The organism is Halomicrobium sp. HArcel3, assembly GCF_058933135.1.
In genome coordinates this window covers 749,265-775,540 of the sequence record NZ_JBZYDN010000001.1, presented here as the reverse complement: position 1 = coordinate 775,540, position 26,276 = coordinate 749,265, and the positions used below count along the sequence as shown (strand labels likewise).

General features: G+C 65.3%; 29 protein-coding genes, 2 tRNA genes and 1 pseudogene. 16 read left to right on the top strand and 16 right to left on the bottom strand.

Annotated elements, in window-relative coordinates; genetic code table 11:
• Nucleotides 1-121: 121 nt before the first annotated feature.
• Both AC5FRV_RS04005 and AC5FRV_RS04000 read left to right on the top strand, forming a co-directional pair.
• The gene (locus tag AC5FRV_RS04005) at nt 122-1,324 is read left to right on the top strand and encodes an RNA-guided endonuclease InsQ/TnpB family protein (protein ID WP_493559808.1); all 1,203 of its coding nucleotides are present in this window, start codon (nt 122-124) and stop codon (nt 1,322-1,324) included.
• 171 nt (nt 1,325-1,495) lie between these two features.
• Nucleotides 1,496-2,167, top strand: coding sequence for a metal-dependent transcriptional regulator (locus AC5FRV_RS04000; protein WP_493559807.1), 672 nt, complete (start codon nt 1,496-1,498; stop codon nt 2,165-2,167).
• Nucleotides 2,168-2,212: 45 nt separating this feature from the next.
• Here the strand turns inward: AC5FRV_RS04000 and AC5FRV_RS03995 are convergent, their stop codons facing one another.
• Nucleotides 2,213-2,515 (bottom strand): DUF7521 family protein, encoded by a 303-nt coding sequence (locus tag AC5FRV_RS03995; RefSeq protein WP_493559806.1) that lies wholly within the window; start codon nt 2,513-2,515, stop codon nt 2,213-2,215.
• Complete coding sequence (locus tag AC5FRV_RS03990; RefSeq protein ID WP_493559805.1) at nt 2,512-2,874, bottom strand: helix-turn-helix domain-containing protein; 363 nt, start codon at nt 2,872-2,874, stop codon at nt 2,512-2,514. The genes AC5FRV_RS03995 and AC5FRV_RS03990 overlap by 4 nt, the downstream gene beginning before the upstream one ends.
• A 266-nt stretch (nt 2,875-3,140) precedes the next feature.
• Between AC5FRV_RS03990 and AC5FRV_RS03985 the strand changes: the two genes are divergently transcribed.
• A complete protein-coding gene (locus tag AC5FRV_RS03985; protein WP_493559804.1) occupies nt 3,141-4,034 on the top strand; it encodes a halocyanin domain-containing protein in 894 nt (297 codons plus the stop codon).
• A gap of 195 nt (nt 4,035-4,229) precedes the next feature.
• Here the strand turns inward: AC5FRV_RS03985 and AC5FRV_RS03980 are convergent.
• Both AC5FRV_RS03980 and AC5FRV_RS03975 read right to left on the bottom strand, forming a co-directional pair.
• Nucleotides 4,230-4,303: transfer RNA gene (locus tag AC5FRV_RS03980), tRNA-Arg, on the bottom strand.
• A 77-nt stretch (nt 4,304-4,380) separates the two neighbouring features.
• Nucleotides 4,381-4,626 (bottom strand): twin-arginine translocase TatA/TatE family subunit, encoded by a 246-nt coding sequence (locus AC5FRV_RS03975; RefSeq protein ID WP_493560150.1) that lies wholly within the window; start codon nt 4,624-4,626, stop codon nt 4,381-4,383.
• 669 nt (nt 4,627-5,295) lie between these two features.
• On the opposite strand from AC5FRV_RS03975, the gene AC5FRV_RS03970 reads away from it, so the two are divergent.
• Nucleotides 5,296-6,114, top strand: coding sequence for an HD domain-containing protein (locus tag AC5FRV_RS03970; RefSeq protein ID WP_493559803.1), 819 nt, complete (start codon nt 5,296-5,298; stop codon nt 6,112-6,114).
• A gap of 144 nt (nt 6,115-6,258) precedes the next feature.
• Nucleotides 6,259-6,681, top strand: a complete 423-nt coding sequence (locus AC5FRV_RS03965; protein WP_493559802.1) for a hypothetical protein — start codon at nt 6,259-6,261, stop codon at nt 6,679-6,681.
• 47 nt (nt 6,682-6,728) lie between these two features.
• On the opposite strand, the gene AC5FRV_RS03960 is transcribed toward AC5FRV_RS03965, so the two are convergent.
• The 3 genes from AC5FRV_RS03960 to AC5FRV_RS03950 all read right to left on the bottom strand — a co-directional run bounded on the left by AC5FRV_RS03960 (nt 6,729) and on the right by AC5FRV_RS03950 (nt 8,605).
• Nucleotides 6,729-6,799, bottom strand: a tRNA-Gly gene (locus AC5FRV_RS03960).
• An 84-nt stretch (nt 6,800-6,883) separates the two neighbouring features.
• Nucleotides 6,884-7,555 carry a class I SAM-dependent methyltransferase gene (locus AC5FRV_RS03955; RefSeq protein WP_493559801.1) on the bottom strand — a complete coding sequence of 224 codons (672 nt, stop codon included), beginning with the start codon at nt 7,553-7,555 and terminating at the stop codon, nt 6,884-6,886.
• A 6-nt stretch (nt 7,556-7,561) separates the two neighbouring features.
• On the bottom strand, nt 7,562-8,605 hold the full coding sequence (locus AC5FRV_RS03950; RefSeq protein ID WP_493559800.1) for a tyrosine--tRNA ligase: 1,044 nt from the start codon (nt 8,603-8,605) through the stop codon (nt 7,562-7,564).
• 185 nt (nt 8,606-8,790) lie between these two features.
• On the opposite strand from AC5FRV_RS03950, the gene asd reads away from it, so the two are divergent.
• The 5 genes from asd to AC5FRV_RS03925 all read left to right on the top strand — a co-directional run bounded on the left by asd (nt 8,791) and on the right by AC5FRV_RS03925 (nt 15,670).
• Nucleotides 8,791-9,828: an aspartate-semialdehyde dehydrogenase gene (gene asd, locus AC5FRV_RS03945; RefSeq protein ID WP_493559799.1), complete on the top strand. Its 1,038-nt coding sequence runs from the start codon at nt 8,791-8,793 to the stop codon at nt 9,826-9,828.
• A gap of 109 nt (nt 9,829-9,937) precedes the next feature.
• Nucleotides 9,938-11,299, top strand: a complete 1,362-nt coding sequence (locus tag AC5FRV_RS03940; RefSeq protein WP_493559798.1) for an NAD(P)/FAD-dependent oxidoreductase — start codon at nt 9,938-9,940, stop codon at nt 11,297-11,299.
• A gap of 400 nt (nt 11,300-11,699) precedes the next feature.
• A complete protein-coding gene (locus tag AC5FRV_RS03935; protein WP_493559797.1) occupies nt 11,700-12,851 on the top strand; it encodes a hypothetical protein in 1,152 nt (383 codons plus the stop codon).
• A gap of 156 nt (nt 12,852-13,007) precedes the next feature.
• Complete coding sequence (locus AC5FRV_RS03930) at nt 13,008-14,594, top strand: succinic semialdehyde dehydrogenase (RefSeq protein ID WP_493559796.1); 1,587 nt, start codon at nt 13,008-13,010, stop codon at nt 14,592-14,594.
• A complete protein-coding gene (locus tag AC5FRV_RS03925; protein ID WP_493559795.1) occupies nt 14,582-15,670 on the top strand; it encodes an SDR family oxidoreductase in 1,089 nt (362 codons plus the stop codon). The genes AC5FRV_RS03930 and AC5FRV_RS03925 overlap by 13 nt, the downstream gene beginning before the upstream one ends.
• A gap of 193 nt (nt 15,671-15,863) precedes the next feature.
• Here the strand turns inward: AC5FRV_RS03925 and AC5FRV_RS03920 are convergent, their stop codons facing one another.
• The gene (locus AC5FRV_RS03920; protein ID WP_493559794.1) at nt 15,864-16,697 is read right to left on the bottom strand and encodes a CPBP family intramembrane glutamic endopeptidase; all 834 of its coding nucleotides are present in this window, start codon (nt 16,695-16,697) and stop codon (nt 15,864-15,866) included.
• A 123-nt stretch (nt 16,698-16,820) separates the two neighbouring features.
• On the opposite strand from AC5FRV_RS03920, the gene AC5FRV_RS03915 reads away from it, so the two are divergent.
• The 3 genes from AC5FRV_RS03915 to AC5FRV_RS03905 all read left to right on the top strand — a co-directional run bounded on the left by AC5FRV_RS03915 (nt 16,821) and on the right by AC5FRV_RS03905 (nt 19,255).
• Nucleotides 16,821-17,486: a DnaJ domain-containing protein gene (locus AC5FRV_RS03915; RefSeq protein ID WP_493559793.1), complete on the top strand. Its 666-nt coding sequence runs from the start codon at nt 16,821-16,823 to the stop codon at nt 17,484-17,486.
• Between the two features lie 67 nt (nt 17,487-17,553).
• Entirely contained in the window at nt 17,554-18,825 is a 1,272-nt protein-coding gene (gene hisD, locus AC5FRV_RS03910; protein WP_493559792.1) for a histidinol dehydrogenase, read from the top strand.
• Nucleotides 18,826-18,889: 64 nt separating this feature from the next.
• Nucleotides 18,890-19,255 (top strand): HesB/IscA family protein, encoded by a 366-nt coding sequence (locus AC5FRV_RS03905; RefSeq protein ID WP_493559791.1) that lies wholly within the window; start codon nt 18,890-18,892, stop codon nt 19,253-19,255.
• 41 nt (nt 19,256-19,296) lie between these two features.
• On the opposite strand, the gene AC5FRV_RS03900 is transcribed toward AC5FRV_RS03905, so the two are convergent.
• From AC5FRV_RS03900 to AC5FRV_RS03870, 7 genes and pseudogenes are all read right to left on the bottom strand, one after another.
• A complete protein-coding gene (locus tag AC5FRV_RS03900) occupies nt 19,297-19,500 on the bottom strand; it encodes a dodecin (protein ID WP_089817341.1) in 204 nt (67 codons plus the stop codon).
• A 40-nt stretch (nt 19,501-19,540) separates the two neighbouring features.
• Nucleotides 19,541-20,200 carry a DUF2238 domain-containing protein gene (locus tag AC5FRV_RS03895; protein WP_493559790.1) on the bottom strand — a complete coding sequence of 220 codons (660 nt, stop codon included), beginning with the start codon at nt 20,198-20,200 and terminating at the stop codon, nt 19,541-19,543.
• A complete protein-coding gene (locus tag AC5FRV_RS03890; protein ID WP_493559789.1) occupies nt 20,197-20,814 on the bottom strand; it encodes a hypothetical protein in 618 nt (205 codons plus the stop codon). Before AC5FRV_RS03890 ends, AC5FRV_RS03895 begins: the two co-directional genes overlap by 4 nt.
• Nucleotides 20,815-20,964: 150 nt before the next feature.
• On the bottom strand, nt 20,965-21,879 hold the full coding sequence (locus AC5FRV_RS03885; protein WP_493559788.1) for a metal-dependent hydrolase: 915 nt from the start codon (nt 21,877-21,879) through the stop codon (nt 20,965-20,967).
• Nucleotides 21,880-21,965: 86 nt separating this feature from the next.
• Nucleotides 21,966-22,145: pseudogene (locus tag AC5FRV_RS03880) on the bottom strand (mechanosensitive ion channel domain-containing protein); the annotation flags it as partial.
• Nucleotides 22,144-22,449 carry a DUF7116 family protein gene (locus AC5FRV_RS03875; protein ID WP_493559787.1) on the bottom strand — a complete coding sequence of 102 codons (306 nt, stop codon included), beginning with the start codon at nt 22,447-22,449 and terminating at the stop codon, nt 22,144-22,146. The gene AC5FRV_RS03875 and the pseudogene AC5FRV_RS03880, both read right to left, overlap by 2 nt.
• Before the next feature lie 160 nt (nt 22,450-22,609).
• The gene (locus tag AC5FRV_RS03870; RefSeq protein ID WP_493559786.1) at nt 22,610-22,849 is read right to left on the bottom strand and encodes a DUF5816 domain-containing protein; all 240 of its coding nucleotides are present in this window, start codon (nt 22,847-22,849) and stop codon (nt 22,610-22,612) included.
• A 96-nt stretch (nt 22,850-22,945) separates the two neighbouring features.
• Between AC5FRV_RS03870 and AC5FRV_RS03865 the strand changes: the two genes are divergently transcribed.
• A complete protein-coding gene (locus AC5FRV_RS03865) occupies nt 22,946-24,301 on the top strand; it encodes a bifunctional metallophosphatase/5'-nucleotidase (RefSeq protein WP_493559785.1) in 1,356 nt (451 codons plus the stop codon).
• A gap of 38 nt (nt 24,302-24,339) precedes the next feature.
• Entirely contained in the window at nt 24,340-24,744 is a 405-nt protein-coding gene (locus tag AC5FRV_RS03860; protein WP_493559784.1) for a universal stress protein, read from the top strand.
• A gap of 46 nt (nt 24,745-24,790) precedes the next feature.
• On the opposite strand, the gene AC5FRV_RS03855 is transcribed toward AC5FRV_RS03860, so the two are convergent.
• The gene (locus tag AC5FRV_RS03855; RefSeq protein ID WP_493559783.1) at nt 24,791-25,876 is read right to left on the bottom strand and encodes a mechanosensitive ion channel family protein; all 1,086 of its coding nucleotides are present in this window, start codon (nt 25,874-25,876) and stop codon (nt 24,791-24,793) included.
• 202 nt (nt 25,877-26,078) lie between these two features.
• On the opposite strand from AC5FRV_RS03855, the gene AC5FRV_RS03850 reads away from it, so the two are divergent.
• Nucleotides 26,079-26,276, top strand: coding sequence for a DUF8106 domain-containing protein (locus tag AC5FRV_RS03850; RefSeq protein WP_493559782.1), 198 nt, complete (start codon nt 26,079-26,081; stop codon nt 26,274-26,276).

Genomic DNA, 26,276 nt, shown 5'->3' with positions numbered 1-26,276 from the left:
ATACCTGCGCCTTTAGGCGCAGGAGGAAACCGACACTTATGAACGATACATCTCTCGATAGCAGGCCGACTCTCGCTTTGCTTATTAATATTTAAGTACATAGTACATATTGTGATACTATATGGAGGTTCGTCGAACCGTTCCCGTCAAACTCGACGTCGACGAGAGCGACGCGAACCTTCTTCACGAGACGATCCAACAGTTCCTCGACGCTGCGAACTACGTCGTCGACGCAGCCTACGACGGTGAATGGGTCGAGACCCGCAAGTCCGTCCTTCAGGAGGAGACGTACAGCGACGTCCGTGAGCGAACGGAGCTCCACAGTAACCACGTGCAGTCTGCACGCGACCGTGCTGTCGACGCGCTCAAGAGCGTCGTCGCTAAGTGGTCGAATGAAGAATCGGCGTCTCTCCCGACCTTCACGACGCCGTTCTGCGAGTACAACCACCGCAACGCGACGTTCTACGACGATCACGCAACGCTGTCGACTGTTGATGGGCGCGTCACCGTCGGGTACCAGTTTCCCGACGACGACCGCGACACGCCCCACTCGCAGTACCTCACGAGCGAGGACTTCGAAACGACCGGCGCCACGCTCCATTATCGCGAGGGCTCGTTCTTCCTGCACGTCCGAACAAAGGCGGACGTGGACGTCCCCGACCGACCCGAGAACGGAACGGTTCTTGGAGTCGATCTCGGGGTCGAGAACATCGCCGTCACCTCGACGGGAACATTCTGGAGCGCAGACGAGCTCAACCACTGGCACCGCGAATACGAGAAGCGTCGTGGATCGCTCGGACAGTGCGGGACGAGATGGGCGCACGAGAACATCCAGTCCGTTGGTCGAACGGAAACTGGACGTTTCGAGCAGCTCTTGCATCGGGTCACGAACGGGATCGTCGACGAGGCGCTCGAGAACGGGTGTTCGTACATCGCCTTCGAGGACCTGACGAACATCCGCAATCGTATGGGTGGACTCAAGAAGCTCCACGAGTGGGCGTTCCGCCGACTCTACAGCTACGTCGAGTACAAAGGCGAAGCGCTTGGGCTCTCCATCCAACAGGTGAACCCACAGTACACGAGCCAGCGGTGTTCGACGTGCGGATTCACCCACAAACAGAATCGCTCGTCGCAGGACTCGTTCTGTTGTCGGGACTGCGGGTACGAGAACCACGCGGACTACAACGCAGCGAAGAACATCGGTCTGAAGCTCCGTCGCAACCAGACTGGGGGCGGGGGAGGCGCACCCGTAGGCGTGCGCTTGAACAACGGGATGTTGACCACGAACGGGGTAGTTCCCGTACCAGATTCGGTTAGAGTGTGAGTCCATGTTGAATGCCACGGCTGTTAGGCCGTGGTAGCTTACACGCGCCCTACTGCGTTCTGCCCTAAAATTCTACGGAGTGAGCGCCGGTTCTCGCAGCGTCACCGGTATCGATCTGTGGCGCTCCGACCAACGACAGTTATTTCCTGTCCTTGGCGTTAGTTGACCCTAATGCTGAGCGCAAAGATGGAGGACTATCTGAAAGCCATCTATCGCCTCCAGCGCGACGGCGACGGCCCGGTGACGACCTCGGCGCTGGCCGACGCGCTCGACGTGACGTCACCGACGGCATCCAGCATGCTCGACACGCTCGAGGAACGGGGATTCGTCGAACGGGAGAAGTACCAGGGGACGAGGCTCACGCGGGACGGCGAGACGGTTGCGCTCGAGGTCATCCGCCACCACCGGTTGCTCGAGACGTACCTCACGGAGCAACTGGGGTTCGACTGGACGGAGGTCCACGACGAGGCCGACCGACTCGAGCACCACATCAGCGAGGAGTTCGAGCGTCGCGTCGCCGCTGCCCTCGACGACCCAGTGGTCGACCCCCACGGAGACCCCATCCCCAGCGAGACGCTGGAGCCCCTGGACGGAACCCCTGGCATCACGCTCGCGGAACAGGAACCCGGTGACGTGGTTGTCGTCGAACGAGTGAGCGACCGTGACCCCGAGGAACTGTCCTACCTCTCGAAGCAGGGAATTACGCCGGACCAGCGGGTGGAAGTCCTCGACGTGGCGCCCATCGGCATGATGACCGTCCGCGTGGACGGCGACGAGGTGTCGCTGCCCGACCGCGTGACGGAGATGATCCAGGTGATCACCGTCGAAGAGGCAGAACTCTGAGGCCGAGGCCTCACCGCCCGCAGAACTGACCCGAGCACCTCGCGTTTACCTGGCGGTCGCCGAGTTCCGCCGGGTGACGTACAGCGAGTAGGCGATGATTCCGAATCCGACCATGGTCAGCCCGTTCTCCAGGACGAGCGCCTGGGCCCCGTCGAACACGAGTAACTGGTCGACGATACCCGCAAGCAACGAACCGAATGTGACGATACCGAATCCCACGGCGAGATACGTGAGCCCGGAAGAGCCGGTCTTGCGAGCGGCCTTGGCGGCGAGATAGGTAATCAGGCCGCCCAGGCAGAGCGTGACGGTCTTGAATGCGATGACGACGATTGGAATAGTCCCGTTCATAGTTCCTCACTGATGCGTGACCAGAAGCGTGCGAGCCGTTCGTCGGGTGATTCGGATCCACTCACCACGTCGACATCAAAGGACTGGTCTCCGTCGACGGCGACGAACACCCCGTCGAAGTCCCTGACGTAACAGGTGGCGTGGTGCCCATCGGAGCGAATCCGCGTGCGTTCCTCGACGAGGCCTGCCTCGCTCAGGATCTCCAGCTTGCGGTACGTGCTCGTCTGGGGGAGATCACACTGCTCTGCGACCTCCTTGGCGGAGGCGGGCGAGTCGAGGGAGACGACTATCTGACGACAATCGGGGTCCGCGAGGGCGTCGAACAGTGGTTGATTCGCGTGGTGTTCGTCTGTCGTCATGGCTATCGATCCGTCGCGATCCGTCGGCCGAATCACAGGGGTCGTCGTTCAGGTCCCGGCTGTCGCCTCGGCGGACCCTCACTTCAGAGGGGCGATTGCGGGGGAGGCCCCTCAACGTACCGGTTCGTCGGTCAGCGTGCGGAATTCAGGGTGACGGCCGCGTCCGAACGTATTCGATGACCGAATAAAGTATCGAATACCGATTTCCAGAATCTGGAAACCAGAGCGTCGCATTACGTCGAAGCGGGTCGAACACAGAATCAGGTATGCGCTCCCCGCTTACCAGACGCCACCTCCTCGGTACCGCAGCAGGACTGACGGCCACCGCCGGATGCGTAAGTAGCGGAACGACCCGCTCACCGGACACGGCCGAGAACGGTTCCACTCAGACCACTACAGAGCCATCGGAGGACGCGAGCGAGCAATCCGAAACCGACCTCGACGCCTGGCTCGCCGACGCCAACGGGTACGACGGAACGATACCCCGGGCGGGCCACGACGATTCCGTCTCGATCTGGGTCGGCGAGGACGCCGAGCACGATGGCGAGTACCTGGCGTTCGACCCGCCGGCTATCGAGATCGCGCCCGGCACGACAGTCTACTGGGAGTGGACCGGCCACGGCGGCGCGCACAACGTCGTCTCTACCGACGACGCCTTCGAGAGTAGCGACCCCGTCGAGGCCAACACCGGCACTATCTTCGAACACACGTTCGAGGAGACCGGAACGTACCGCTACGTCTGCGAAGAACACGACGACGATGGCATGAAGGGCGCCATCGTCGTCGCCACGCCACCGTCGACTGACTATCCGGCCGTGGACGAGTGGCTCGCGGGCGTCAGCATCTGGGACGGGACCATCGCCGACGAAACCGACGTCGAGACGACGACCGTAACAGTCGGCGCCGAAGACCACCGCGGCGCGTTCGCGTTCTCGCCGCCCGCGGTGAAGATTGCAGCCGGGACGACGGTCTCGTGGGAGTGGACTGGCGAGGGCGGCGGTCACGACGTCGTGTTCGAGGACGCCGATATCCGGACTGACGACATCCACGTTGAGCCCGGCGTCCACTTCGAGCACACGTTCACGGAGTCTGGTGTCTACCGGTACGCCTGTCGACCCCACGAGGGCGTCGGCATGAAGGGCGCCGTCGTCGTCGAGTAGGGACCGGATTCGAACCGGAGCGAGACATTCCTTCTCGGGCTTCGCCCTGCGCGGGCTGTGACTCGCAGGGTTCGAATCCCGCCATGCCGGTTCAGTCGTCGCTACGCTCCTCCTTGCACGGGCGTGGCGGGACTGAGCGAAACCGAAGGTTTCGCGAAGGTCGCCACGCCCGCGAACCGAGCGTAGCGAGGTGAGCGGGCGTGGCGGGATTCGAACCCGCGATCTAGGGGTTAGGAACCCCTCACCCTGATCCACTAGGCCACACGCCCTGTTCGGTACAACGCAGGTTAGTGAAAAACGCTTTCCGTTCCACTCCGGGGAGTGAAAATAGCAGAAATCGCGCGAATTACTCGGTGGACGTCTCGGTCGTGGTGGATTCGGTGGCGTCCGATTCGACCGTGGTGTCGGCGGACGTGCTCGACTTCGTCTCGCCGTCGCGAATCTCCTGGAGTTCCTGCTCTACTTCTTCGCGGCCTTTCTGGAATTCACCCATCGCCTCGCCGGTCGAGCGGGCGAGCTTGGGGATCTTGTTCGCGCCGAACAGCAGGACTGCGATCAGGAGAATGATCATCATCTCCTGGGTTCCGGGCAGTCCGATTTGAAGGACGGGTGCTACCATCGTAAGCGGAATTTACGCTGTCGTTATTATAGGCTTTTTGCTCGTCTCAGCGGAGCCAGACTACACGAATGCGTGGGGATAGTGGGACGTCGGCACTCGTGTGAGCGCGTTGGGTCCGTATTCGCCACGTTGCCGGCGGTTGAGGTGGTATAAGCGTCAGTTCGACGATGGCATCACTCCGTGCGAGCGAGTGTCCAGTCGCGTGTTCATCGCGGCGAATCGACGTATCGGACACGCGACTAGTAGGTTACTGGCACGTATAGGAGACGATTGCTAGAAGCAAACACGACAGAAATTGTAGGCGTGTGAATACCAGCCGGTACAGGGCCGAATCGACGGTGGACGCCATCACCGGTGTCTTCGAAACCCGTTCACCCGGTTCGATTTCGAGCGTCGATATCGAACATAGTATTATGCCCGCGAGAAATATTTAAACTAGCTGCTGGTTCGATTATACCAGCCTGTGCCACCCGGCCCTCGATAGCCAAGACCCCCACCCCCCTTGGTCTCTCGCCGGTGGCCTTCGCGTCACAGGTGAGGTGTGGAGATCTGCTCGGGAACTCGTCGGTCGCTCACACCGGTGCAGGTGACGCGACCTGAAGAGCCGAGTTCTTTTCTCTATGGCTTTCGAATATCCCTTCGATGAGTGACACCGAGACAGACGCCGATAGCGACGGGCACCGTTACGACCCGTCGGCAGACCACGCGTTCCCCGACGAACGCGTCAACGACGTGCTCGATTACGTCGAAACTGACGAGGAGATACAGGCCTATCTCGAGGCGCAGAACGTCAATCCAGTCGAGCGAAAGGGGTACAACGACCACGGGAGCAAACACGTCAGCATCGTCCGACATCGAGCCCTCTGCCTCTACGACCTGCTCAAGCGAGGTGACGTTACGTTCAACGGCGCGCTCGAACAGGGGCTCGACGAGGCGGACGAACCGGTCATCGTCGCACTCGCCGCGACGCTTCACGACATTGGCCACGTCGTCCACCGGGACGAGCACCCCTACTACTCCATCCCGCTGGCCGCGGACCTGCTGGACCGCGTCCTCCCGGAGTTCTACGACGTCGCGGACGCGGTGCGCGTCAAGGGGGAGATACTCCACGCCATCCTCTGTCACCACACCCCGGAGGACCCGCTCACACTCGAAGCGGGCGTCGTCCGCGTCGCGGACGCGCTGGACATGGAGCAGGGACGGTCCCGTATTCCCTACGAACAGGGCGGCCGGGGCATCAACACGGTGTCTAGTCAGGCCATCAAGCGCGTCTTCCTCGAACCGGGCGACGACAAGGCAGTCCTCGTCGAGATCGAGATGACCAACGCCGCCGGTGTCTACCAGGTCGACAACCTGCTGAAGGCGAAACTTCACGGCTCCGGACTGGAACAACACGTCCGAATCGTCGCACTCAACATCCGGGAGGAGACAGAGCCGCTCGTCGAACGAATCGAACTCTAAGTGACGACGGTCGCGGAGCAGAACGGTTTTTAGGCAGACGTGTACGGTTGCAATAAGTACTTACTCGCGGTTTTGGAGGGGTTTACGAACGACTGAGTCAGTTATCGACCGCATGGCTTTGTGTCGTCACGGCGAATATTGCGTATGAGTATCACACCGGTTGACAAGCCCCCCGATGGTGACGAAACGCCGGACGAGGCACTGTCAGACCGTTCCTGGTCCCTGCGCGAGTACGTCGGGCGAGTCTTCTCGTGGCTCAGCGGTCGAGTCTCCAGTGTGACGGTCCACGCCGGCAGCGACGGCGATGCCAGGGATACCGAGGCAGCCAGTGGGCGAGGTGAAACCGGAAGCGAACAGAACCCAGAGCCAGTTTCACCGGTCGATTGCCCCACCTTCCGAGGGTTCCCCAGTCGAGAGGAACCGCTCACGCATCCCGCTCGCAATTCGCCGGGCATCAACGCCCCCGACGTCGTGAGTATCGAGACGGACCAAGGGCTCCGGCTCTCCGTTCCCGAGAATCCCGACGCGGTCCTCACCTCCGACGTCTGGACGACCGTCGACCCCTGATCGTGAACTGTACTACCGCTGCTCGTTCCGTTGTCGCATCCGCAGAATGCACCGGCCGGGAGTTGAACCCGGATCGTTGGCTTGGAAGGCCAAAGTCATGCCATTAGACCACCGGTGCACTCACTCCGTTCGTGCACCGAGGTTCGCGATTCCTTCGGAATCGCTCACCACCGGTGCTCAATTTTAGGTATCCCGTCGTGGTTTATGACCGTTTCCCTTCCGGTCGCACGACGGCGTAGCAGTTGCCGCTGGAGATCTCGAAGTCGACGAGGGTCAGGCCGCTCGCTTCGATGTCGGCGCGGAACTCGTCGGGCGCGTAGATGTGGTAGAAGCGGGGGACGACTTCGTCGCCGGGGAGCGTCCAGTCGATGGTCGTGTCGAACCCGACGGCGTCGGCGGCCGACGCGTCGAAGCGGTCGTGGGCGGTTGACCACGCACTGACGAGTGCGCGTCCGTCCGGCGCGAGGACGCGAGCCAGTTCGTCGAGGCTCCGTCGCCTGTCCTCGCGCGTCGGGAGGTGGTGGAGCGTGGCGACGTAAACGGCGAGGTCGATGGAATCGTCGGCGAGGGGAAGCCCTGCGGCGTCGCCCTGGACGAGTGGGACCCGGTCCCCGAGTGAGCCGAAGCGTTCCCGTGCTTCGAATAGCAGACCGCGGCTGGCATCCAGCGCGACGACTTCCGCCGCTCCTGTCGCGAGCAGTTCGGCGTGCCGACCGTTACCACAGCCGACGTCGAGTGCGCGATCGACGTTGCCCGCACTCTCGACGAAGGACTCGACTTCCGGCCAGGCGTACTCGCGCGTCTTCGAGAAGTGGTCGGCTATCTCCTCGTAGGTGTCCCGGACGTCACGGCGGGTCGCCTGGTCGTCAGCCATGCCCGCTCACTCGTCGGCGTACTTCTCGGGGTAGGCCTCGGCGAGGAGATCGGGCTGTGCGTCGAGTCGCTCCCGAACGGGGTCGATGACCTCCGAGATGTACTCCCCCGCGGCGGGCTTGAGGTCCGCCGGGTGGAGTTCCTCGCTGACGAAGTCGTCTTCGAGGTCCTGGTAGGTCTCGTAGACGAGGTCGCCACCGTATTCGTCGGGGCGTTCGACGACGAACTCTTCACTGCGCTCGTTCAGGACGGGGAAGACGAGGTACTCGAGGTACTCCAGAACGCCGTTGTCCTCCACTTCTCCCATCGGGCAGTAGGCCTCCTGGATCTTGTCGACGACGTCGTCCGGCGAGTCGTTGAGGTTCACTTTCGAAGACTCGTCGGAGGCGCTCATCTTGCCGCCGGAGAGTCCGGAGAGGAGCGGCGCGAAGATACAGATGGGAGCCTCGCCGCCGTGGTCCGGCAGGATCTCCCTGGCAAGCATGTAGATGCCGCGCTGGTCGACGCCGCCGTAGGCGATGTCCGCGTCGAGCGCATCGACGTCCAGTGCCTGCATCAGCGGGTAGAGGAGCCCGCCGAGGTTCGGGCTCTCGGCCTCCCGGACGACCTCGCTGCCGGCGCGCTGGGACCGCGCGAGCGTCGTCTCAGCGGCCATGCGGTACATCTCCAGCGTGTACTCCTCGTCGAGCTGGTAGTCCGTCCCGCGGACGAAGGAGATGTCCTCGGGGTCGGCACCGGCGGCCTCGATCATCCCCTCGATGGCCTCCTGGTAGTACGCCGAGCGCGCGTCCAGCAGGTCGAATGGGCTCTTCTCGTCGTCGAGGTGGGCGTGCAGGTCGGCGATGAGCACGGTGACGTCGACGCCGGCTCGCAGGAAGTCGGCGAGCTTCCGCATCGTCGTGAAGTGACCGATGTGCATCTCGCCGGTGGGGGCGTAGCCGATGTACGCCGTCGGCTCGTCCTCGTCCGCGAACAGCGTCTCCAGTTCCTCCTCGGTGACGACCTCCTGCGTGTGCCGGGTCGCCAGGTCGAAACGCTCGGCGGTGTCCATACCGTCGCTTCCCCGCCGCGCCGGTTAAACCGTTCCGTTCGAAACTGGAGCGTCGGGCCGGGCCGTCAGGAACCGTCCAGACGAGTCCACTGAACTCTCACGAACGACCGTCGAAAATTACGTGACGACGCCTCGCTCCCGCAGTATCCAAACTGTTTTGAGGTGCGGTGGCTCTATGTCAGACGATGACTGTACGCGTAGGCGTTCTCGGTGCGACGGGGGCCGTCGGTCAGCGCCTCATCCAGCTGATCGACCCGCATCCCGACTTCGAACTGGCAGCGGTAACGGCGAGTGAAGCGAGCGCAGGGAAGCGCTACCGCGAGGCGGCGAAGTGGCGCATCGACGCGCCGATCCCGGACCACATCGCGGAGATGGAGGTCGTCGCGACGGACGCGGACGAGGTACCGGACGACGTCGACCTCATCTTCTCCTCGCTCCCGTCCAGCGTGGGCGCGGAGGTCGAACCAGAGTTCTGCGAGGCCGGCTACGTCGTCTCCTCGAACTCCTCGAACGGGCGGATGGACGAGGACGTGCCCCTGATCATTCCCGAGGTCAACGCCGACCACCTCGACGTGCTCGAAGTCCAGCGCGACGAACGGGGCTGGGACGGCGCGCTGCTGAAGAACCCCAACTGCTCGACCATCACGATGGTACCGCCGCTGAAGGCACTCGACGACGAGTACACGCTGACGGACGTCACCGTCTCGACGCTCCAGGCCGTCTCCGGCGCAGGGTACTCCGGCGTCACGTCGATGGAAATTATCGACAACGCCATCCCGCACATCGGTGGCGAGGAACAGAAGATGGAGAGCGAGTCCCGCAAACTGCTGGGCTCCTTCGACGGCGCGGAGGTCACCCTCCACGACATGGACGTCGCCGCCTCCTGTAACCGCATCGCGACCATCGATGGCCACCTGGAGAACGTCTGGGCCGACACGGCCGAGGACGTGACCGCCGAGGACGCCGCCGAAACGATGGCGACTCAGCCGAGCATCGACCTGCCCTCTTCCCCCGAGACGCTCATCGAGGTGTTCGACGAACCCGAGCGCCCGCAGCCGCGACTCGACCGGTCGCTGGGTAACGGCATGACCGTCTCCGCCGGTGGGTTCCGCGAGACGGACGACGGCGTCCAGTTCAACTGTCTGTCACACAACACGATGCGCGGCGCCGCGGGTGCGAGCGTGCTCAACGGCGAACTGCTGGCCGAACACGGCTACATCTAACCGGTCGATTCGTCGCGATTCGATTTTGCGCTCGGCGTCGTGTCAACAGCCTCGGGCCTCGCTCTCCGGCGAACAGGGAATTTAAGCCCCCGGGACACACGGGACGGGTATGGAACGCGTAGACGTCGCTATCGTCGGTGGGGGGCCCGCTGGGACCTCGGCCGCCCACGCCGCGGCCCGCCACGGCGCCGACGCCGTCGTCCTCGAGAAGGGGGTCCCACGGGCCGACAGGGACCGTCTGGGCCCCGACTCGACGGACGCGGCGGGGATGCTGGACTACTGGGTCGACCTGATGGACTTCGAGCCGGACGAGGAGTTCCCCGAGGACGTCATCCTCAGCGAACTCGACGGCGCGTCGTTCATCGGCCCCAACGAGTCCGTAACGCTCCGGTCGACCGGTATCGACGCCAGCTATCCGAACTTCGGATTTACCTTCCACCGGGCGAAGTTCGACGACTGGCTCCGCGACCGATCGGAAGACGCCGGTGCGGAGTACCGCGTCGGCGTCAGCGTCACCGACGTGGAGACGGACCAGTCGGACGAGCACCCACACCGTGTCTCGCTCGCCGATGGCGAGGACCTCGAAGCGAAGTTCCTGATACTCGCCGACGGGCCGCAACGGACGATCACAGCGGGCGCCGTCGGCCAGTTCTTGCCCGGCGAGGAGACGCTCAGCGACCGCCTCCCCTCGACCGAGGCGAACCACATCGCCTACCAGGAACACCGACGGATGCCCGAGGAGCTGTTCCCCGAGGACACCATCGACTTCTGGTGGGGCGTGATGCCCGGCCACACGGCCTACCCGTGGATCTTCCCGAACGACGGCAACGTCGCCCGCATCGGCCTGACGATGCCCATCGGCCTGGACATCGACGATTACGACAGGAGCGAGTGGGCGCTGCTCCGCGAGGACGACGAACAGATCCCCCGCGGCGCCGAGTACGTCGAACGCCTCCTCGAACGGGAGTTCCCCGACTACGACCTCGACGACTTCCCGCTCGTCGAGGACCGGGGCAAGACCGGTGGCACGGAGACGTACCCGATCTCCTCGACGCGACCGATCGACTCGCCCGCGGGCGCAGATATCGCCGTCGTCGGCGGCGCGATGGGTGCGACGTCGGCCTTCCACGAGGGCGGGGACCACGTCGCGGTGCGGACCGGCAAGATCGCCGGCACCCTCGCCGCCCAGGATCGGATGGAACGGTACAACGACGAGTGGAAGGCCGCCATCGGCGAGGAGGTCCTGCGCAACGTCGCCATGGCCGAGGTCGTCCACGACTTCGGCCCGGACGACTGGGACCGCACGTTCGAGACGGTGGCCCGGATGGAACACGTCGAGGGGGTTCGGTGGCGCCAGGCGCTGGCCGCCGGCGTCGACGGGCTGCGGCTGCTGGGCCGGTACAAGTGGACCAAACGCCGCTATCGCGACGGCGCATACGTACAGCTTGCCGAGTCGGAGTACTCCGTCTGAACCGGCGAGCGGAGGGCTTAATCCGCTGGAGTCGATATTTTTACTGCGTGCCTCTAGTCCCCGCCCGAGACCCGACATCGGGACGATGACAGCGCGGCGAACCCGGGTGCGCTATAGTACGCGGTTGCAGCAGTTCGTCGTTCCTGACGGAACGACCGGCTCAGCGGCTGACGCCGCTTCGCCAATTGGTCTTGCCAGAGGCAAGACCCGCCCGCCACGAGGGTTATCCGACTGACGCGGCACGCAGCCGAGGATGAGGTCGGTCGTTAGTGTCGCGGGCGACATTCACGTTCCGTCGAGCCCCATCTGCGCGTTCCTCGGCGTCTCTCGCGACGACCGAACAGCCAGCAGAGACGGTGAAGAACAGTCTTTTTTACCGACTGGTCGTTCGAATCACGAAATGGTCTCCCAGCCCCTCCGAAAACTCCCGGTCGTGCGGGATAGCCCCGTAGCACGCGCCTACGGGTCGCTGTTCGCTCTCCTGTTCGCGTCGCAAGTGCTGGAGTTCCTGTTCGTCAGGGGAGTGGCGTTCGTTTCCCAGCTGGTACCGAACGTGCTCGATCCACAGGTCGCCGGTGCAGTAGTCTACGCCGTGCTCGGAATGGCCGCCTTCGCCGGGATGTACGGTGTGGTCCGGACCAGACGACCGCAGAAGGCACGAGCTGAACGGCACGAAGTCACCCAGATCGGCGGTGTCACGGCGATGTTGCTCCTGGTCGCCGCGTACCTCCTCCACGGTGTCACGGACGTTCCGGTGTTCCCGGGACAGGTGCTCACGTCGTTCCTCGTCGCCAGTGTCGCGATGGGGGTACCCGCGTTCGCGTATGCGAAGGCGTGTGAGTTCGACGTGCACCTCGACTTTCCGGGGCGTGATGCTGTTCCCCTCGCCGGTGTGGTACTCACCCTGAGTGCGATCACAGGGCTCGCTCAGTTCGCCGTCGCGGTGGCCCCCGGAAATCCGCTTCTCACCGACGGCGTCGTCGGGCGGTTCGGCCCACAGCTCTCGGCCGGACTCATGGCCTGGCGCGTGGTGGTCCCTGGCGTCTGTGTCGGCCTCGGTATGGGGCTCCTGTACAACGGCGCGGTGCAGGAGCGACTCCGCGAGTGGCTGGGACCGGCCGGCGCGACTGCTGCAGTCACGGCGCTCGTCGGCGTACTCGGGTGGGCGTTCGTCGCCGGAGGACTGACGCCCAGCGCAGTGGGGGTGGTCGGCGCGCTCGCCGCAGTCGTTCTACTGTCATTACTGGGGGCTGCCGTCGCTGTCCGGAGCGTTCGACTGGGCGCTCGACGACTCGACGGCGAAGTGACGCCCGTCGTCGCAGCATCTGTCGGCGTCGCCGTCGTCGCCGTTCCGCTCGCGGTACTGGTCGGGATCGACCCATCTTGGGCCGGCCTCGCGGTCGGCGGCCTCGCCGCGACTGTCGTGGTGGCCATCGCCAGCGTGGCCTACGAACGGTCGCGCTCGGTGTGGATTCCCGTGCTGGCGTTCACGACGTCCCAGATCGCCGGCGACAGTGACCTGCTCGTGGCGATAGCGGGATTCGTCGGTTGATCATCCTCCTCGAAACCCCCGACTAGTGACAGGTACCAGTTGCCGTACTGAATACAGGGCGCATCGCTTGCACGATGGTTCGGTCTGTTTGCGGTCGGTATGCCCAGTCAGTTTCTAAACCAAAGCTACAGTTGCTCTCGAATCGATAATAGAGACATGGCACAGACGATCGGCTCGCGGATCGTCCAGGAGACGACCCTCGAGAGTGGGTACCTCGAACGGCTCGCGGCTCGTATCGAGACGCCCGGCGACGGGGCGTCCATCGACGTTCTGACACCGGTCACCGACGAAACTATTGGAGCGATCCCGGCCTGCACGGCCGACGACGTCGCGGTTGCGGTCGAACGCGCTCGGTCGGCCCAGATCGACTGGGAACGGACGGCGGACGACGAACGGGCGGCGGTTCTCGAGCGGATGGGAACTCTCGTTCTGAAACACCGTGAGGAATTGCTCGACGTGGTGCAACTCGAGACCGGGAAGTCCCGTCTCCACGCCGTCGAGGAGATACTCGACGTCCCGCTGACGTGTTCGTACTACGCGGCGAACGGATCATCGATACTCGCGGACGCTCACCGGTCAGGTGCGGTGCCACTGGTCACGGACGCGACGGTCACGTACGATCCCGTGGGCGTCGTCGGCGTTATCTCACCCTGGAACTACCCGCTGACGCTCGCGATGACCGACGTGATTCCCGCCCTGTTCGCCGGCAACGCCGTCGTGTGCAAACCAGACGAGCGGACGCCATTTACCGCGCTGGCGCTCGCGGGCCTGCTGGCGGAGGCCGGTCTCCCGGACGACCTCTTCCAGATCGTTACCGGCGACGGGCCGACGGTCGGTTCGGCGCTGATCGACGAGGTCGACTACGTCGCCTTTACCGGCGGCACCGAAACCGGTCGAACTGTCGCCGAGCGGGCTGGCCGGAACCTGATCGACTGCTCGCTCGAACTCGGCGGAAAGAATCCGATGCTCGTCCTCGACGACGCCGATCCCGAGACGGCCGCCCGCGGCGCGGTCAAGGGTGCATTCACCAACGCGGGCCAGCTCTGTCTCGCTCCTGAACGGATCTACGTCGACGAGCGACGGTACGACGAGTTCGTGGACGCCTTCGTCGGCGCCACGCGGCGGCTCGAAATCGGTCTCGAGTTCGACTACGGCCCCGAGGTCGGCTCGCTGATCGATGGCGATCACCTCGATAGCGTCCGCGAGCACGTCGAGAGTGCGGTCACAGAGGGCGCATCGCTGCTCTCGGGTGGCCGCGCCCGTCCCGACGTCGGACCGTTCTGTTACGAACCGACGATCCTGACGGACGTCGACCCCGACTCGCGGGTCGCCTGCGAGGAGACGTTCGGCCCCGTCGTCTCCGTCCACCCAGTTTCCGGCGTCGACGAGGCGATCGAACTGGCGAACGACTCCGAGTACGGACTGAACGCCAGCGTCTGGACGACCGACCGCGAGCGCGGCCGTGCGGTCGCCCGTGAAATCGACTGTGGCACCGTCTGCGTCAACGATCCGTACACCGTCGGCTGGGCGGCGACGGATGCGCCGATGGGCGGCGTCGGCGACTCGGGACTCGGCCGGCGTCACGGTCCCGAGGGACTCCGACGGTACGTCGACGCCCAGACGATCGCGACTTCGCGGATCGGTCCGCTGAGCGCGCCAGCGGGCGTCTCACCGCGCTGGTTCGCACGCTTCATGTTCGGACTGACGCGCGTTCAGCGGCGACTCACCAGGTGGTTGCCGTGAGCGATGCCGATATCCTCCTCACCGGCTTCCCTGGGTTTCTCGGGTCGGCACTGCTCGGTCGCGTCCTCGTCCGCGGCGACGGACCAGTCGCCTGTCTGGTCCAGCCCGAGTACCTCGAGACCGCCCGCCGGCGAGCGCGGGAGATCACCGCCAGAGTCGACGGGATCAGCGACGACGCCATCCGCCTCTACGAGGGCGATATCACCGAACCCGGCCTCGGACTGGGCGAGGAATCGCTCGCGGACGTTCGCGAACTCTACCACCTCGCGGCAGTCTACGACCTCGCCGTCGACCGCGATCTGGCGGAAGCTGTCAACGTCCGGGGGACCGAACACGTCCTCGAGTTCGCCGACGGCCGCGACGTGGAGCGGTTCCACTACGTCAGTACCTGCTACGTCAGCGGCCGATACGATGGCGTGTTCACTGCGGACCACCTGCAGGAGGGCCAGTCGTTCAACAATCACTACGAGGAGACGAAGTACCGCGCAGAGGTCGCGGTCCAGGACCGGATGGACGCCGGCCTGCCCGCGACGGTCTACCGGCCCGCGATCGTCGTCGGCGACAGCCGGACGGGCGAGACCGACAAGTTCGACGGCCCCTACTATCTGCTCCGTCTCTTGCTGGCTCAACCCGAGTGGCTCTCGGTGACGTTCACGCTGCCGGACTCCAGCAACGCCGAGCTAAACGTCGTCCCAAGGGACTACGTCGTCGACGCGATCGCCTCCCTCAGCGCGCGCGAGGAGACCGTCGACGAGGTCTACCAGCTCTGCGATCCCGCGCCGCTTTCCGTCCCGCGGTTCGTCGACGTTCTCGCAGCGGCGGCCGGACATCGCACCGTCAGACTGCCGACGACGAAGCCGGTCGCACGGATGGTGTCGAACCGCCTCCCCTCGTCGCTCCCGCTTGCGCCCGCGACGCTCGACTACCTCGACCATCCGACGCGGTACGCCTGTCCGAAGACGCTGCAGGCGCTCGAAGGAAGTGGAATCGCGGTGCCGCCGTTCGAGTCCTACGTCGACCGACTCGTCGCCTACGTTGTCGAGAATCCCGCCGTCGGTGACGAACCGATGGTCTAACTGGGGTTTCCAGACAGACAGCTCTCCCGAGAGACACGCGGGAAAGCATCCACTCTGGCTCGCGCTACTCCCTGCTCGTGTTTGTCAGCGAGGGTTTCAACGAGGACGGGTTATCCGTAAGGGTGGCCCGTTACTCCTGCTCTCTGTCACGGCGAAGGGGACAGATGGCGAATGGATCGCTCAGTGATTCGGTCTACACGACGAACGAGAGCGTAGCCGCCGCCTGGTCCGGCAACTCGTCACCGAACTCGATCACCACGTAGAGCAGCGTGAACAGCGTCGCGTTGTAGAAGCCGTGGATGAGGGACGGGACGACGATGTTGTCGGTGTACTCGTAGCTCGCGCCGAAGACGAGCGACGGACCGAGGAGGATGACGAGGACGACCAGATTGCCAGTCAAGGAGCCACCGGTGAGCGCGAAGTAGTGGAGGCCGGCGAAGATGGCGCTCGGGATGAGAACGCCCGGAACCGGGCCGAACACCTCACGCATGCGCCCCTGGACGACGCCACGGAAGAGCGCTTCCTCGCCGGGGCCGATGAGGAGGATGGACGCCGGCACGAGGAGCAGGATGATCTCCGGATTCTCCATCGCTATCGCCGCGGCCTGGTTCGTGCCGGTGTCGACCTGTACGAGCGACGCGAGGGCGGCGCCGACGAACATGGAGCCGAAGGCGAGGCCGTAGCCGACGACGACGACGGCGACGTCACGCAGTCCCGGTACAGAGAGACCGATACGAAACCTGGGCGGCGTCCCGGAGATATCGAACAGGTCACGGATGGCCGGCGCGATCCGGGGTCGGAGTTTGACGTACGCCGCGGCGACCCCGATACACCCCACGCCCTGGACGAACACCAGGCTGACCACGAGTTGCATCGACGCCGTGAGCTCCATGCCGACCACCGCGATCAATACGAGGAGCGCCAGGAACATCAACACGGCACCGAAGAGCAATCCACCCGCGCCGAGCACGATAGCTGAAACCATCGCGACGGCGATCCGGACGTACGGTCTCTCGCTCTCCAACATAGTATCGATAAAGTGACCCGGAGCGTGAAAACAATTCCCTCCTGGACCGATGTCGACGCCCGAAATTGTAGGTAGTTTATTAAGCTTGTGGCCGAATTTGATCAGATAGTAAGGGTGTGTACTGTGGAGACGTTTTACAGCGTCCTCGGTGTGGGCCGGGACGCAGACAGACAGACGATAGTCCGCGCGTATCGCGACGAGGCGAAGTCGCACCATCCGGACGTGTCCGACCGATCGGACGCGACAGAGACGTTCAAACGCCTGACGACGGCGAAGGAAGTGCTCGCAGACGAGTCGAAACGGTCGGAGTACGACCGACTCGGCCACGAGGCGTACCTCCGGCGCCACGGGGGCTGTGGGTGGGCCGTCGAATCAGAATCGGGGCCTGAGAGTGCCGCTACGGGCACGAGCGACGGCAGTGAGACGCGATCTGCGGCAGCGAAGGCGGCGGAAGCGTACACCGACGGCGGCGGGACGACCGACGCGACGCCGCGCGAGAACCCGACGAGAGCGGCCAGCGGCGGCACCGCGACCGCGTACTATCGCCCTGGCCAGCGAATGAACCCCGGCCGCGCCCCGGCGAGGGCCGGCGGCCTGCTGTCCCGGTTCCAGTCTGTCGGCCCGTGGCTCTTGCTCGACGTCATCCTGCTGGCGAGCGCGCTGGCCACGGCCTGGGTCATCGTGTCCTGGGGGTCGCAGTCGGCGCTGAGCGTCGTCCTCGCCGTGGTCCTCTGCGTCGTCGCGCTGGCGGCGACGTCGCTCCACCTGTCCGTCCGGGCCTACGCCTGATTCTCGAGCTCGTAACCGACGCGGCGCAGATGGCAAACGGTTTTTCGCGCCACCGCGAACGACGCCTATGAACGTCCGAAGCGTCGCCGACCTCGGGCCCGACGAACGGAGCGCGCTGTTCGAACGCGACGCCGGGGTCGAGGCCGTCCGCGACGACGTCCGCGACATCGTCGACCGCGTCCGCGAGGAGGGGGACGTCGCCCTGCGCGAGTTCTCCGAGGAGTTCGACGGCGTCACCGTCGGGAACCTCGACGTGAGTGACGCCGCCGAGCGGGCCTACGAGCAGATAGACGACGAGACGCGCCAGGCCATCGAGGCTGCCGCCGAGAACATCCGAGCGTTCCACGAGGCCCAGCTCCCCGAAGACTGGCGAGACGAGTTCGACGGACGCACGCTCGGTCGACGCTTCGCCCCCATCGAGAGCGCCGGCGTCTACGCACCCGGCGGGACTGCCGCCTACCCCTCGAGCGTACTGATGGGCGTCGTCCCGGCCAGGGTCGCAGGCGTCGAGCACGTCGCCGTCGCGACGCCGCCGGCCGAGGAGATCAATCCGGTCACGCTGGCCGCCATCCACGTGGCCGACGCGGACGCCGTCTACCAGGTCGGCGGGGCCCAGGCCATCGCGGCGCTGGCGTACGGCACCGAGACGGTCACGGCAGTCGACAAGGTCGTCGGCCCGGGCAACCGGTGGGTGACCGCAGCCAAGGCCGAGGTTCGTGGCGACGTCGCCATCGACTTCCTCGCCGGTCCCTCCGAGATCCTCGTCGTCACGGACGAGACGGCCGACCCGGAACTCGCGGCGGCGGACCTGGTCGCCCAGGCCGAACACGACGAGGCCGCCTCCGTCGTCGCGGTGACCGACGACGAGTCACAGGCCGACGCCATCGCCGCCGCCGTCGAGGAGCAGGCGACCGGACGCGAGCGCGAGGACGTGATCCGCGCAGCGCTCGACAGCGACGTCTCCGGCGTCCTGGTGGCTCGTTCGATGAGTGAGGCCGTCCTCTTCGCCGAGGAGTACGCCCCGGAGCACCTCTCGATCCTCGCCGAGGACGACGAGGAACTGCTCGATCGCATCCCGTCTGCTGGCTCCGCGTTCCTCGGTCCCTACAGCCCCGTCGCCGCGGGCGACTACGCCAGCGGGCCGAACCACGTCCTCCCGACTGGCGGCGGCGCGCGCGTCGTCGGCGGCCTCTCCGTCGACACCTTCCTCCGGTCGACGACGGTCCAGCGCATCTCCAGGGACGGCCTCGCCGACCTCAGCGACACCATCACGACGCTCGCCGAAGCGGAGGGACTCGAGGCCCACGCCGAGAGCGTTCGCAAGCGCTTCGAAGAGTAGCACCGTCCGACGTGGGCCCGAGGTGGGCGTCACCGTTAACACGCCCCGTCACGTTTGACCTCCCATGAGCAGTACCGCCGAGCCGGATCCGGACGCGACGCGGATCGACGTGACCGAGCCCGCCGCCGACGAGGCGATCGACCTGATGGATGGCGAGGACATGGACGTAGCGGAGGCCGGGCTCCGCCTCTTCGTCCAGCAGGGAGGGTGTGCCGGGCTCTCGTACGGAATGCGATTCGAACTGGAGCCGGAAGACGACGACGAGGTGTTCGAACACGAGGGACTACGGGTGTTCGTCGACCAGTCGAGTCTCAAATACATCGGGGGCTCGGTCCTCGACTTCGAGGGCGGCCTCCAGGGCGAGGGGTTCCACGTGCGCAACCCGAACGTCGAGAGCGAGTGCGGCTGCGGCGAGTCGTTCCGGACCTGACTCGCCTCGCACCGAGTGGCCGCCCTCCGTCTCTCCGCCGCTTATTCTTCCAGTTCGAACGCGACCATCACTTCCGCCTGGTACTGACGACCCTGTTCGGCGTTGGCGATCTCGACGCCCATCTCCTCGACTTCGGCCCACTTCAGGTTGTCGAGCGTCTCTTCGGCCCGCGAGACGGCGTCGTCGACCGCGTCGTCGAAGCTGTCGGGACTCGTGCCGGTGAGTGATATCTTCTTGAAGACCATTCCACCAGTCCGTTCGGTCGGCGACGGCAAAAAGCTCCGGTCAGCGCTGGCGGTTCTCGATGACGTTCGCGACGATGCCGACGACGTCTGTGAGGTGGGCCGTCCCCCAGACGGCGACGACGACCGCACCGATCGTATTGAACACCAGGTCGAGCATGGTGTCCTCCAGGCCGTACTGGGTGAGGACCGACGTGGCGCCGGCCAGCGCCGCGAATTCGCCGAGCGTGAACTCGATCACTTCCCAGAAGACACCGAAGGCGAGGACGAACAGCAGGATGAACACGAACATGAACCGCGGCGGGAGGTAGATGTCCTCGGAGTGGAGGTCGATGGCGCGGACGGTCGTGTAGCCCACGGCGGCGACGACCGACGACGACAGCGCGTGGGTGAGGTGGTCCCACCACCAGATCGTCGCGTAGAAGTTCTGGTCGGCGCCCGGCATCCCGACCGTCCCGACCGCGTGTAACCACACCGCACCGGTTATCCACAGCGTCAGACCCGCGTCGAGCGCGATGTCGTAGTCGCGCTCGAGGACGGCGGGGAGCTGGGAGATGGCGAGGGCGATGGCCGTATTGACGATGATACCGGTGTTCCCGCGGTCGATGCCGATGAAGAACATGCCAACGAGCGAGGCCTCCATCACCCACACGATGCGCCGCTGCCAGAGCTGATTGACGCCGACCCGGTCGCGGACCCTCACCGTGGCACCTCCTCGGGGAATCGCAGGTCCGGTTCGATACGTCGGCGGACGTACAGGGTGAACACCAGTGCCGCGATGACGCCGGCCGCCGTCGACGCGACGAACTCCCACATCAGCTGGCGTTCGATCACGTGCTCGGAGAGCGCCGGGTCCAGCAGGAGCGTCGTCCCGAGCATGAGGTCGGCTACCCAGCGGACCACGGCCCAGAGGCCGGCCATCGCCAGCGTCGCGACGACGACGAAGCCGACGGCGAAGGTGTCGGTCATCCGGACGGGCGTGAACAGGTGGAGTTCGACGGCGACGACGAGCGCGATGCCCGCGACGGAGAGATACGTGGCGAGTTGTCCGGTGAGCGTCACGGTCGACAGCGCCCGTCCGAGGATGGGGAGCGCACACAGCGCAGTCACTTCCCACGGTAACATCGCCGTCGGATTCCGGAGGAGCACCGGCGGCAAGACGGCCAGCACCGCGACGACCAGCGCGAAGCCGGCCCAGATCAGGTCGCCACGAAACAGGCTCGTCGCGACGGCGAGCGCGAGAAAGCCCACGAGGGCCCACGAGAGGGCGGCGTTTCGTCGCGCCCCACTCAGTAGTTGCCCGACGTTGGCACTCATGTCCCCGACCATGACGTCCTCCGTTGAAAGGCTGTCGGGAATCGTAGTGTCGGTTGGACCTGATTTTAGCGGGGACGCGCCACCGAGGGTGGGCTGGGGCCGAACGAACTGGCGACGGAAAACACCGGGAGCGAATGACGACCGACGCTATCAGAACACGACGTAGGCGCTGGCGTACGCGAGCCCGGCACAGGTCACGACGGCGAGTGCCGTACAGAAGACGCGCGGCGCGTCGACCCGGCGGACGCGCCGTCGGGGGAAGGCCACGAAGCCGAACGCGAGGACGGAGAAGACGAAGTGGTACGACGTCTCCAGCGTCGGCGCGGGGAGCAACAGGGCGAGGCCACCGTACGCCAGGCCGAGCACGGCGCGCCGGTCGACATACGTCCGGACGTCCCTGTTCTTCAGCGAGAAGGCGACGTAGATGGCGAGCCAGACGACAGTGAGTTCGACGGCGAAGGCGGCGAGCAGGTTGAGCGTCGGGTCGGGGTGCAGGACGATCCGCTCGCTCAGGAGCGTGACGTCGAGCGGGTACAGTAACTGCGGCGGTTCGCCGGTGAAGAGGTCACCGAGCGGATGGGTTAGCAATCCGGCGAGCGCCGCGAGCCCCACGGACCTGGGACCGAACTCCCAGCGGTCACCGAGAACGCTGACGAGGAGGCCGCCGCCGAGGAACAGGGCGGTCACGACGGCAGCCAGTCCGCCGCTGAGCGTCGCGACTGTGGTGACGACACCACCGAGGACGACGAGCGCGAGCGCGCGTGACGTGACGGACCCACGAGCCCACGCCGCGAACGCGCCTGCCGCGACCAGGCCGACGACCATCGAGTGAGTCGGTCCGCGGTGCGTGACGTTGCCGGTCGACCAGAACGTCTCCGCGGCGCCCATGACGCCGGAGACGCCGCCGACGAGGCCGACGGGGCCGTAGAGGATGTCGAGGTCGGGGGCTGTCGCGAAGAGACCGGCTACGACGCCGACCTGTATCGCCCGCTCTGGCTCCCAGCCCCGCCATCGAGCGAACGCCGCGACGAGGGCGAATGCGAGGAGCGCGTGCCCCACGAACATACCCGTTGTTCACCGTCGACGCTTATAAGCTTCTTGTGCAGGGTGTAGCGTGGTACCAATTAGCCCGCCGGGTGGCCGTCCTTGCGTCACTCCTGTTCGATGGCCTCGTTCGCACGGACGCCCGTGTCGCCGTCCACGGGCAGGCGCGTCTTCCGGAGTTCGATGGCGACCACCTCGCCGGTGACGTCGTCGACGGTGACGGTGTCGCCATCGAACTCCGGGTCGCGAAGGAGGTAGACGCCGGCGACGGCGCCGCCTAAAAGCTCACGTGGCGTGGGACCGCTCTCGCACCTCGTACTCGCCGTCGTCGTCGACGCCGATGACGGCCCACTCGTAGTCGGGATCGGCCATCGCGACCCGTCTGCTGGTGGACGTGGCCTCCTCGGACCGGGTGACGAAACACCGGAACTCGCCGTCGGACGGGACCTCCTCCGGATAGGAGAGGGTCACGTGGACGACGCGCCACTTGCGCTCCGCGAGAAGTTCGGTGTCGTGCTGTGACACGCTGTACCCGAGGTCGTCGAATATCGACTCGGCCTGCGACGCCAGTGAGGTGGTAACAGCCCCCATCTGATACTCAGTACCAAGGGTGAGGTATTAAGCGTTCGGACTGTCCCGACTGCTGACGTGAATGCGCCGACGGCGACTCATAGTGGTCGTTGTAAGCCCGTACCGGCGTTCGACGTGGACGGTACCGGCGAACGCCGGTACGGGCTTACAACGACCACTATCACTCGTGGGCCGCGTCCCACTCGTCGGGCTTGCGAACGTTGCTACAGACGTTGCACTGGATACGGCCCATGGCGTCCATGGCGTTATTGAACGTCTGACAGTTGTCGCAGAAGTACCCCCAGCGGGACTCGCGCTCCGGGTCGCCGAAGGCGACGAAGAACGGTCCCTTGGATCCGCGCTCGCGCTGCTCCCGGTCGACGTAGAGTTGCCGGCCGTCTGGGCCGTCGCGTTCCTCCATGCCCGGTTCTGGGGCGTCGAGCGGTTTAGGGCTAACTCTCCGGGCAACGGGGGGAGCCGAAGAGGATTAGTCCGCCTGTGGCGTGGACGGCAGTAGATGCCGCCCTCCCTCGTCCACTACTCCGACGTCGAGAACGCCTACGACGACCCCGAGAACGCCGGCCGTCTCGCCGGCACCATCGACGCCCTTCGCGACGATGCGACCATCGTCTGCGGGACGGGCGACAACACCGCACCGGGCGTCCTCTCCTTGATCACCGAGGGCCGCCAGTCGCTCCCGTTCTACGACGCCGTGGTCCCGGACTTCGAGACGTTCGGAAACCACGACTTCGACCACGGCGTCGACGCCATCCGCGGAATCGTCGCGGACTCACCCCAGACCTGGCTCACGGCGAACGTCGTCGACGGCGATGGCCGGCGACTCCTCGCCGACGAGACCGCCCCCTGGGCCGTCCAGCACGTCGACGGCACGACGGTCGGGTTCGTCGGCGTCACCGACCCGAAGACGACCGCCTACGTCCCCGAGACGGGTTCCCTCGAGTTTCTCGACCCGACAGTCCCCGTCCAGCAGGCCGCCGAGGCGCTCAGGGAACGCGGCGCCGAGTGGGTCGTCGTCCTCTCCCACCTCGGCAGACTCGACGAGACGCTGGCAGCCGAGACGGACGTCGACGTCATCCTCGGTGGCCACGTCCACAGCGAAATCGTCGAACGCCTCGACGACACCTTGCTTACTCGCCCCGGCGTCAACGGGGAAATCGTCTACGAGGTAACCCTCGGCGAGTCGCCGACGGTCACCCGTCACGAGGTCGAGGATGGCCCGCGGCACGACGACGTCGCTGAGGCGATGGCCGAACTGCGCGAGGAGGCCGACCTGGACGAGGTCGTCGGTCACGTCAGCGACCCGATCTTGCGGACCGAGTCGACGGCGTTTCGCGGTGAGAGTCGCATCGGGAACTTCGTCGCCGACGCGTACCGATGGGCCGCGGAGGCGGACGTCGGGCTACAGAACAGCGGCGGGATCAGAGAAGGGCCGCCTCTGGCGGGGGACGTCACCGTAGCCGACCTCGTCTCTGTCGTCCCGTTCGACGAACCCGTCGCCGTCGCGGAGCTGACGGGTGCGGAGCTTCGGACGGTTATCCGGCAGTGCAGCGGGGCGAACGTCGGATTCGGGGCGTCCGACTGGTGGAACGGCCACCTGAGCGGGCTGTCGGTCGTCTGGGACAGGGCCGACGGAGCGATCGACTCGGTCCACGTGAACGGGACACCGGTCGCCGACGACGCGACGTACTCCGTCGCCACCGCCGACTTCCTCTTTCACACGAGCGAGGAGTTCCCAGTGCTCGACGCGTCCCACCGGACCGGGACGCTCGACACGCAGTACCGGGTCATGGCGGACTACGCCCGCGCCGAGGGGATCGACCCGGAGGTCGAAGACCGACTCGTCTACCGATAGCGGAACCCTTGTACCGTGTGGCAGTGAACGACCCACTGATGACACAGGTGGTCGTTCCCGTCCGGTATCCACTGACCAAACACTCGCGTGCGACGCTGGCCGAGGGCATCCGCGTCGCCGAGGAGCGGGAGGCCAACCTCTCCATTCTCCACGTCAATCTCTACCAGCAGGGTCGGGGTATCACGCGCCGGCAACTGAAAGAAGCCGTCCAGAAGGCGTTCGGCCACCTGCCACGGACGCGCTACGTCGTCCGCTCCGGATTGCTCGTCGAGGAGACCATCCTCGAAGAGATCGCCGCCCAGAAGGCCGACGTCGTCGTCATCGGGAAGAAGCAGGCCGGCCGGTGGCGCGCGATGATCCGCCGGCTCGTCGACGACGCCGACGTCGAGCGGTTCCTCCACGAGGAAGTCGACTGTGAGGTCGTCACCGCGTCCGCCGACTAACTGAAGTCGTCGCCCCTCTCGTCAGTTCGCATCGTCACCGCTCTCGTCAGTTCGCGTCGTCAGTTCGTTCGTCCGAACGCACGTCATCTCCCGGTGAGTCGATCCCATCGACGTCGTGGGCCATCGTCGAGGAACCGGTCGGGCCGTTGCGCGACAGTTCGTCCATCCCGACGCCGAGTTGGCCGCTCGTCTCGTCGAAGTAGAGGTGCGAGTGGGGGTAGGCGATCTCGACGTCGGCGTCGGCGAGGGCCTCCCACACGTTCGTCTGGACCTCCGAGCGCGTCGCCAGGAGTTTGTAGGGCTGTTCGATCCAGTATCGGAGCGTGAGGAGGATGCCGTGGTCGCCGAACTCGTCGATGTAGCAGGTCGGGGCCGCCGGGTAGCGCGCTGCGCCGACGCGGATGTCCGGGCCCCCCTGGATGACCACGTCCACCTGGCGCGCGGCGGTCTGTATCAGCCGCCGGGCCTCCGGAATATCGCTTTCGTAGGTGACCAGCACCGGCAACTCGAGTCGCGTTCGAGAGTCCTCGGCCGAGTAGTTGATCACGTCCCGCTCGCGCATCGTCCCGTTCGGGATAACCAGGAAGGTGTTGTCGAGTGTGAAGATCTTGGTGTACCGGAGCGTGATGTCCTCGACGAAGCCCGTCTGGCCAGTGTCGTCCAGTTCGATCATGTCGCCGATCTCGTATGGCTGGTCGGCCAGCAGGAAGAACCCGCTGATGACGGAGCCGACGATGGGCGCGAGGACGATACCGAGCACGGCCGTGAACACACCGACCTGGATGGCGATGTCCCCGAGCCCGAAGTCGTAGATGCTGAGAACGGTCAGGAACGCGAAGAGGAAGACAGTGAACCGGATGCCCCGGATCACCGTCCGGGTCACGCTCGGTCGCTCGAACCGACGCGCGATGCGGCGACCGAACAGCTTGATGAATAGTCTGCTGACGAGGAACGCGAGCGCGACGACGACGAGCGCCGACAGCAGGTCCTGGGCCCAGTACGGAAACCAGTCCGGGAACAGTTCGACCGGGACGGGCGACTCCGGGGTCTCTGTCGTGTTACCGGTAGCTGTCCCCGTCGGTGTCGCAGTCACCTGTCCGAGGAAGGCCCCGTTGCTCCGTCCCGCTGGCATACTCGTGTGCTCTCTCGCCACGTGCGAAAAACGTTGTGACCCGGTTCTCGCGAAATTCGACGACTACTCTGGGTCGTTGACACCAACTATCACGGTCGACGACGATCCTACACGGTCGAAATCGCGGGATAGCACCGTTTGTCAGTAACAATCAAACAAACGCTCGACAGGTATATGACGGACGGTACGCTAGCCTCCGATAATGACGAGCGCCGACGTTCGTACGGAACCGAGAGAGAGGAAGAAGCCCCCAACTGACGGTCAGCGACGCAAAGACGTCCTGTTCTGCCCCGTCTGCGGGCACGAGAGCCCAGTCGACGGATCGTGGGACGTCACGACGGCCGAGACCCAGCAGGAGTACCGCTGTCCGGAGTGCGACCAGGTCGTCGCCGTCCGGTAA

What these genes read in the sequence shown, in the direction of transcription:
- AC5FRV_RS04005 (WP_493559808.1), top strand. Translation starts at nt 122, where the DNA reads ATGGAGGTTCGTCGAACCGTTCCCGTCAAACTCGACGTCGACGAGAGC.
- AC5FRV_RS04000 (WP_493559807.1), top strand. Translation starts at nt 1,496, where the DNA reads ATGCTGAGCGCAAAGATGGAGGACTATCTGAAAGCCATCTATCGCCTC.
- AC5FRV_RS03995 (WP_493559806.1), bottom strand. Translation starts at nt 2,515, where the DNA reads ATGAACGGGACTATTCCAATCGTCGTCATCGCATTCAAGACCGTCACG.
- AC5FRV_RS03990 (WP_493559805.1), bottom strand. Translation starts at nt 2,874, where the DNA reads ATGACGACAGACGAACACCACGCGAATCAACCACTGTTCGACGCCCTC.
- AC5FRV_RS03985 (WP_493559804.1), top strand. Translation starts at nt 3,141, where the DNA reads ATGCGCTCCCCGCTTACCAGACGCCACCTCCTCGGTACCGCAGCAGGA.
- AC5FRV_RS03970 (WP_493559803.1), top strand. Translation starts at nt 5,296, where the DNA reads ATGAGTGACACCGAGACAGACGCCGATAGCGACGGGCACCGTTACGAC.
- AC5FRV_RS03965 (WP_493559802.1), top strand. Translation starts at nt 6,259, where the DNA reads ATGAGTATCACACCGGTTGACAAGCCCCCCGATGGTGACGAAACGCCG.
- AC5FRV_RS03955 (WP_493559801.1), bottom strand. Translation starts at nt 7,555, where the DNA reads ATGGCTGACGACCAGGCGACCCGCCGTGACGTCCGGGACACCTACGAG.
- AC5FRV_RS03950 (WP_493559800.1), bottom strand. Translation starts at nt 8,605, where the DNA reads ATGGACACCGCCGAGCGTTTCGACCTGGCGACCCGGCACACGCAGGAG.
- asd (WP_493559799.1), top strand. Translation starts at nt 8,791, where the DNA reads ATGACTGTACGCGTAGGCGTTCTCGGTGCGACGGGGGCCGTCGGTCAG.
- AC5FRV_RS03940 (WP_493559798.1), top strand. Translation starts at nt 9,938, where the DNA reads ATGGAACGCGTAGACGTCGCTATCGTCGGTGGGGGGCCCGCTGGGACC.
- AC5FRV_RS03935 (WP_493559797.1), top strand. Translation starts at nt 11,700, where the DNA reads ATGGTCTCCCAGCCCCTCCGAAAACTCCCGGTCGTGCGGGATAGCCCC.
- AC5FRV_RS03930 (WP_493559796.1), top strand. Translation starts at nt 13,008, where the DNA reads ATGGCACAGACGATCGGCTCGCGGATCGTCCAGGAGACGACCCTCGAG.
- AC5FRV_RS03920 (WP_493559794.1), bottom strand. Translation starts at nt 16,697, where the DNA reads ATGTTGGAGAGCGAGAGACCGTACGTCCGGATCGCCGTCGCGATGGTT.
- hisD (WP_493559792.1), top strand. Translation starts at nt 17,554, where the DNA reads ATGAACGTCCGAAGCGTCGCCGACCTCGGGCCCGACGAACGGAGCGCG.
- AC5FRV_RS03905 (WP_493559791.1), top strand. Translation starts at nt 18,890, where the DNA reads ATGAGCAGTACCGCCGAGCCGGATCCGGACGCGACGCGGATCGACGTG.
- AC5FRV_RS03900 (WP_089817341.1), bottom strand. Translation starts at nt 19,500, where the DNA reads ATGGTCTTCAAGAAGATATCACTCACCGGCACGAGTCCCGACAGCTTC.
- AC5FRV_RS03890 (WP_493559789.1), bottom strand. Translation starts at nt 20,814, where the DNA reads ATGAGTGCCAACGTCGGGCAACTACTGAGTGGGGCGCGACGAAACGCC.
- AC5FRV_RS03885 (WP_493559788.1), bottom strand. Translation starts at nt 21,879, where the DNA reads ATGTTCGTGGGGCACGCGCTCCTCGCATTCGCCCTCGTCGCGGCGTTC.
- AC5FRV_RS03875 (WP_493559787.1), bottom strand. Translation starts at nt 22,449, where the DNA reads ATGGGGGCTGTTACCACCTCACTGGCGTCGCAGGCCGAGTCGATATTC.
- AC5FRV_RS03870 (WP_493559786.1), bottom strand. Translation starts at nt 22,849, where the DNA reads ATGGAGGAACGCGACGGCCCAGACGGCCGGCAACTCTACGTCGACCGG.
- AC5FRV_RS03865 (WP_493559785.1), top strand. Translation starts at nt 22,946, where the DNA reads ATGCCGCCCTCCCTCGTCCACTACTCCGACGTCGAGAACGCCTACGAC.
- AC5FRV_RS03860 (WP_493559784.1), top strand. Translation starts at nt 24,340, where the DNA reads ATGACACAGGTGGTCGTTCCCGTCCGGTATCCACTGACCAAACACTCG.
- AC5FRV_RS03855 (WP_493559783.1), bottom strand. Translation starts at nt 25,876, where the DNA reads ATGCCAGCGGGACGGAGCAACGGGGCCTTCCTCGGACAGGTGACTGCG.
- AC5FRV_RS03850 (WP_493559782.1), top strand. Translation starts at nt 26,079, where the DNA reads ATGACGAGCGCCGACGTTCGTACGGAACCGAGAGAGAGGAAGAAGCCC.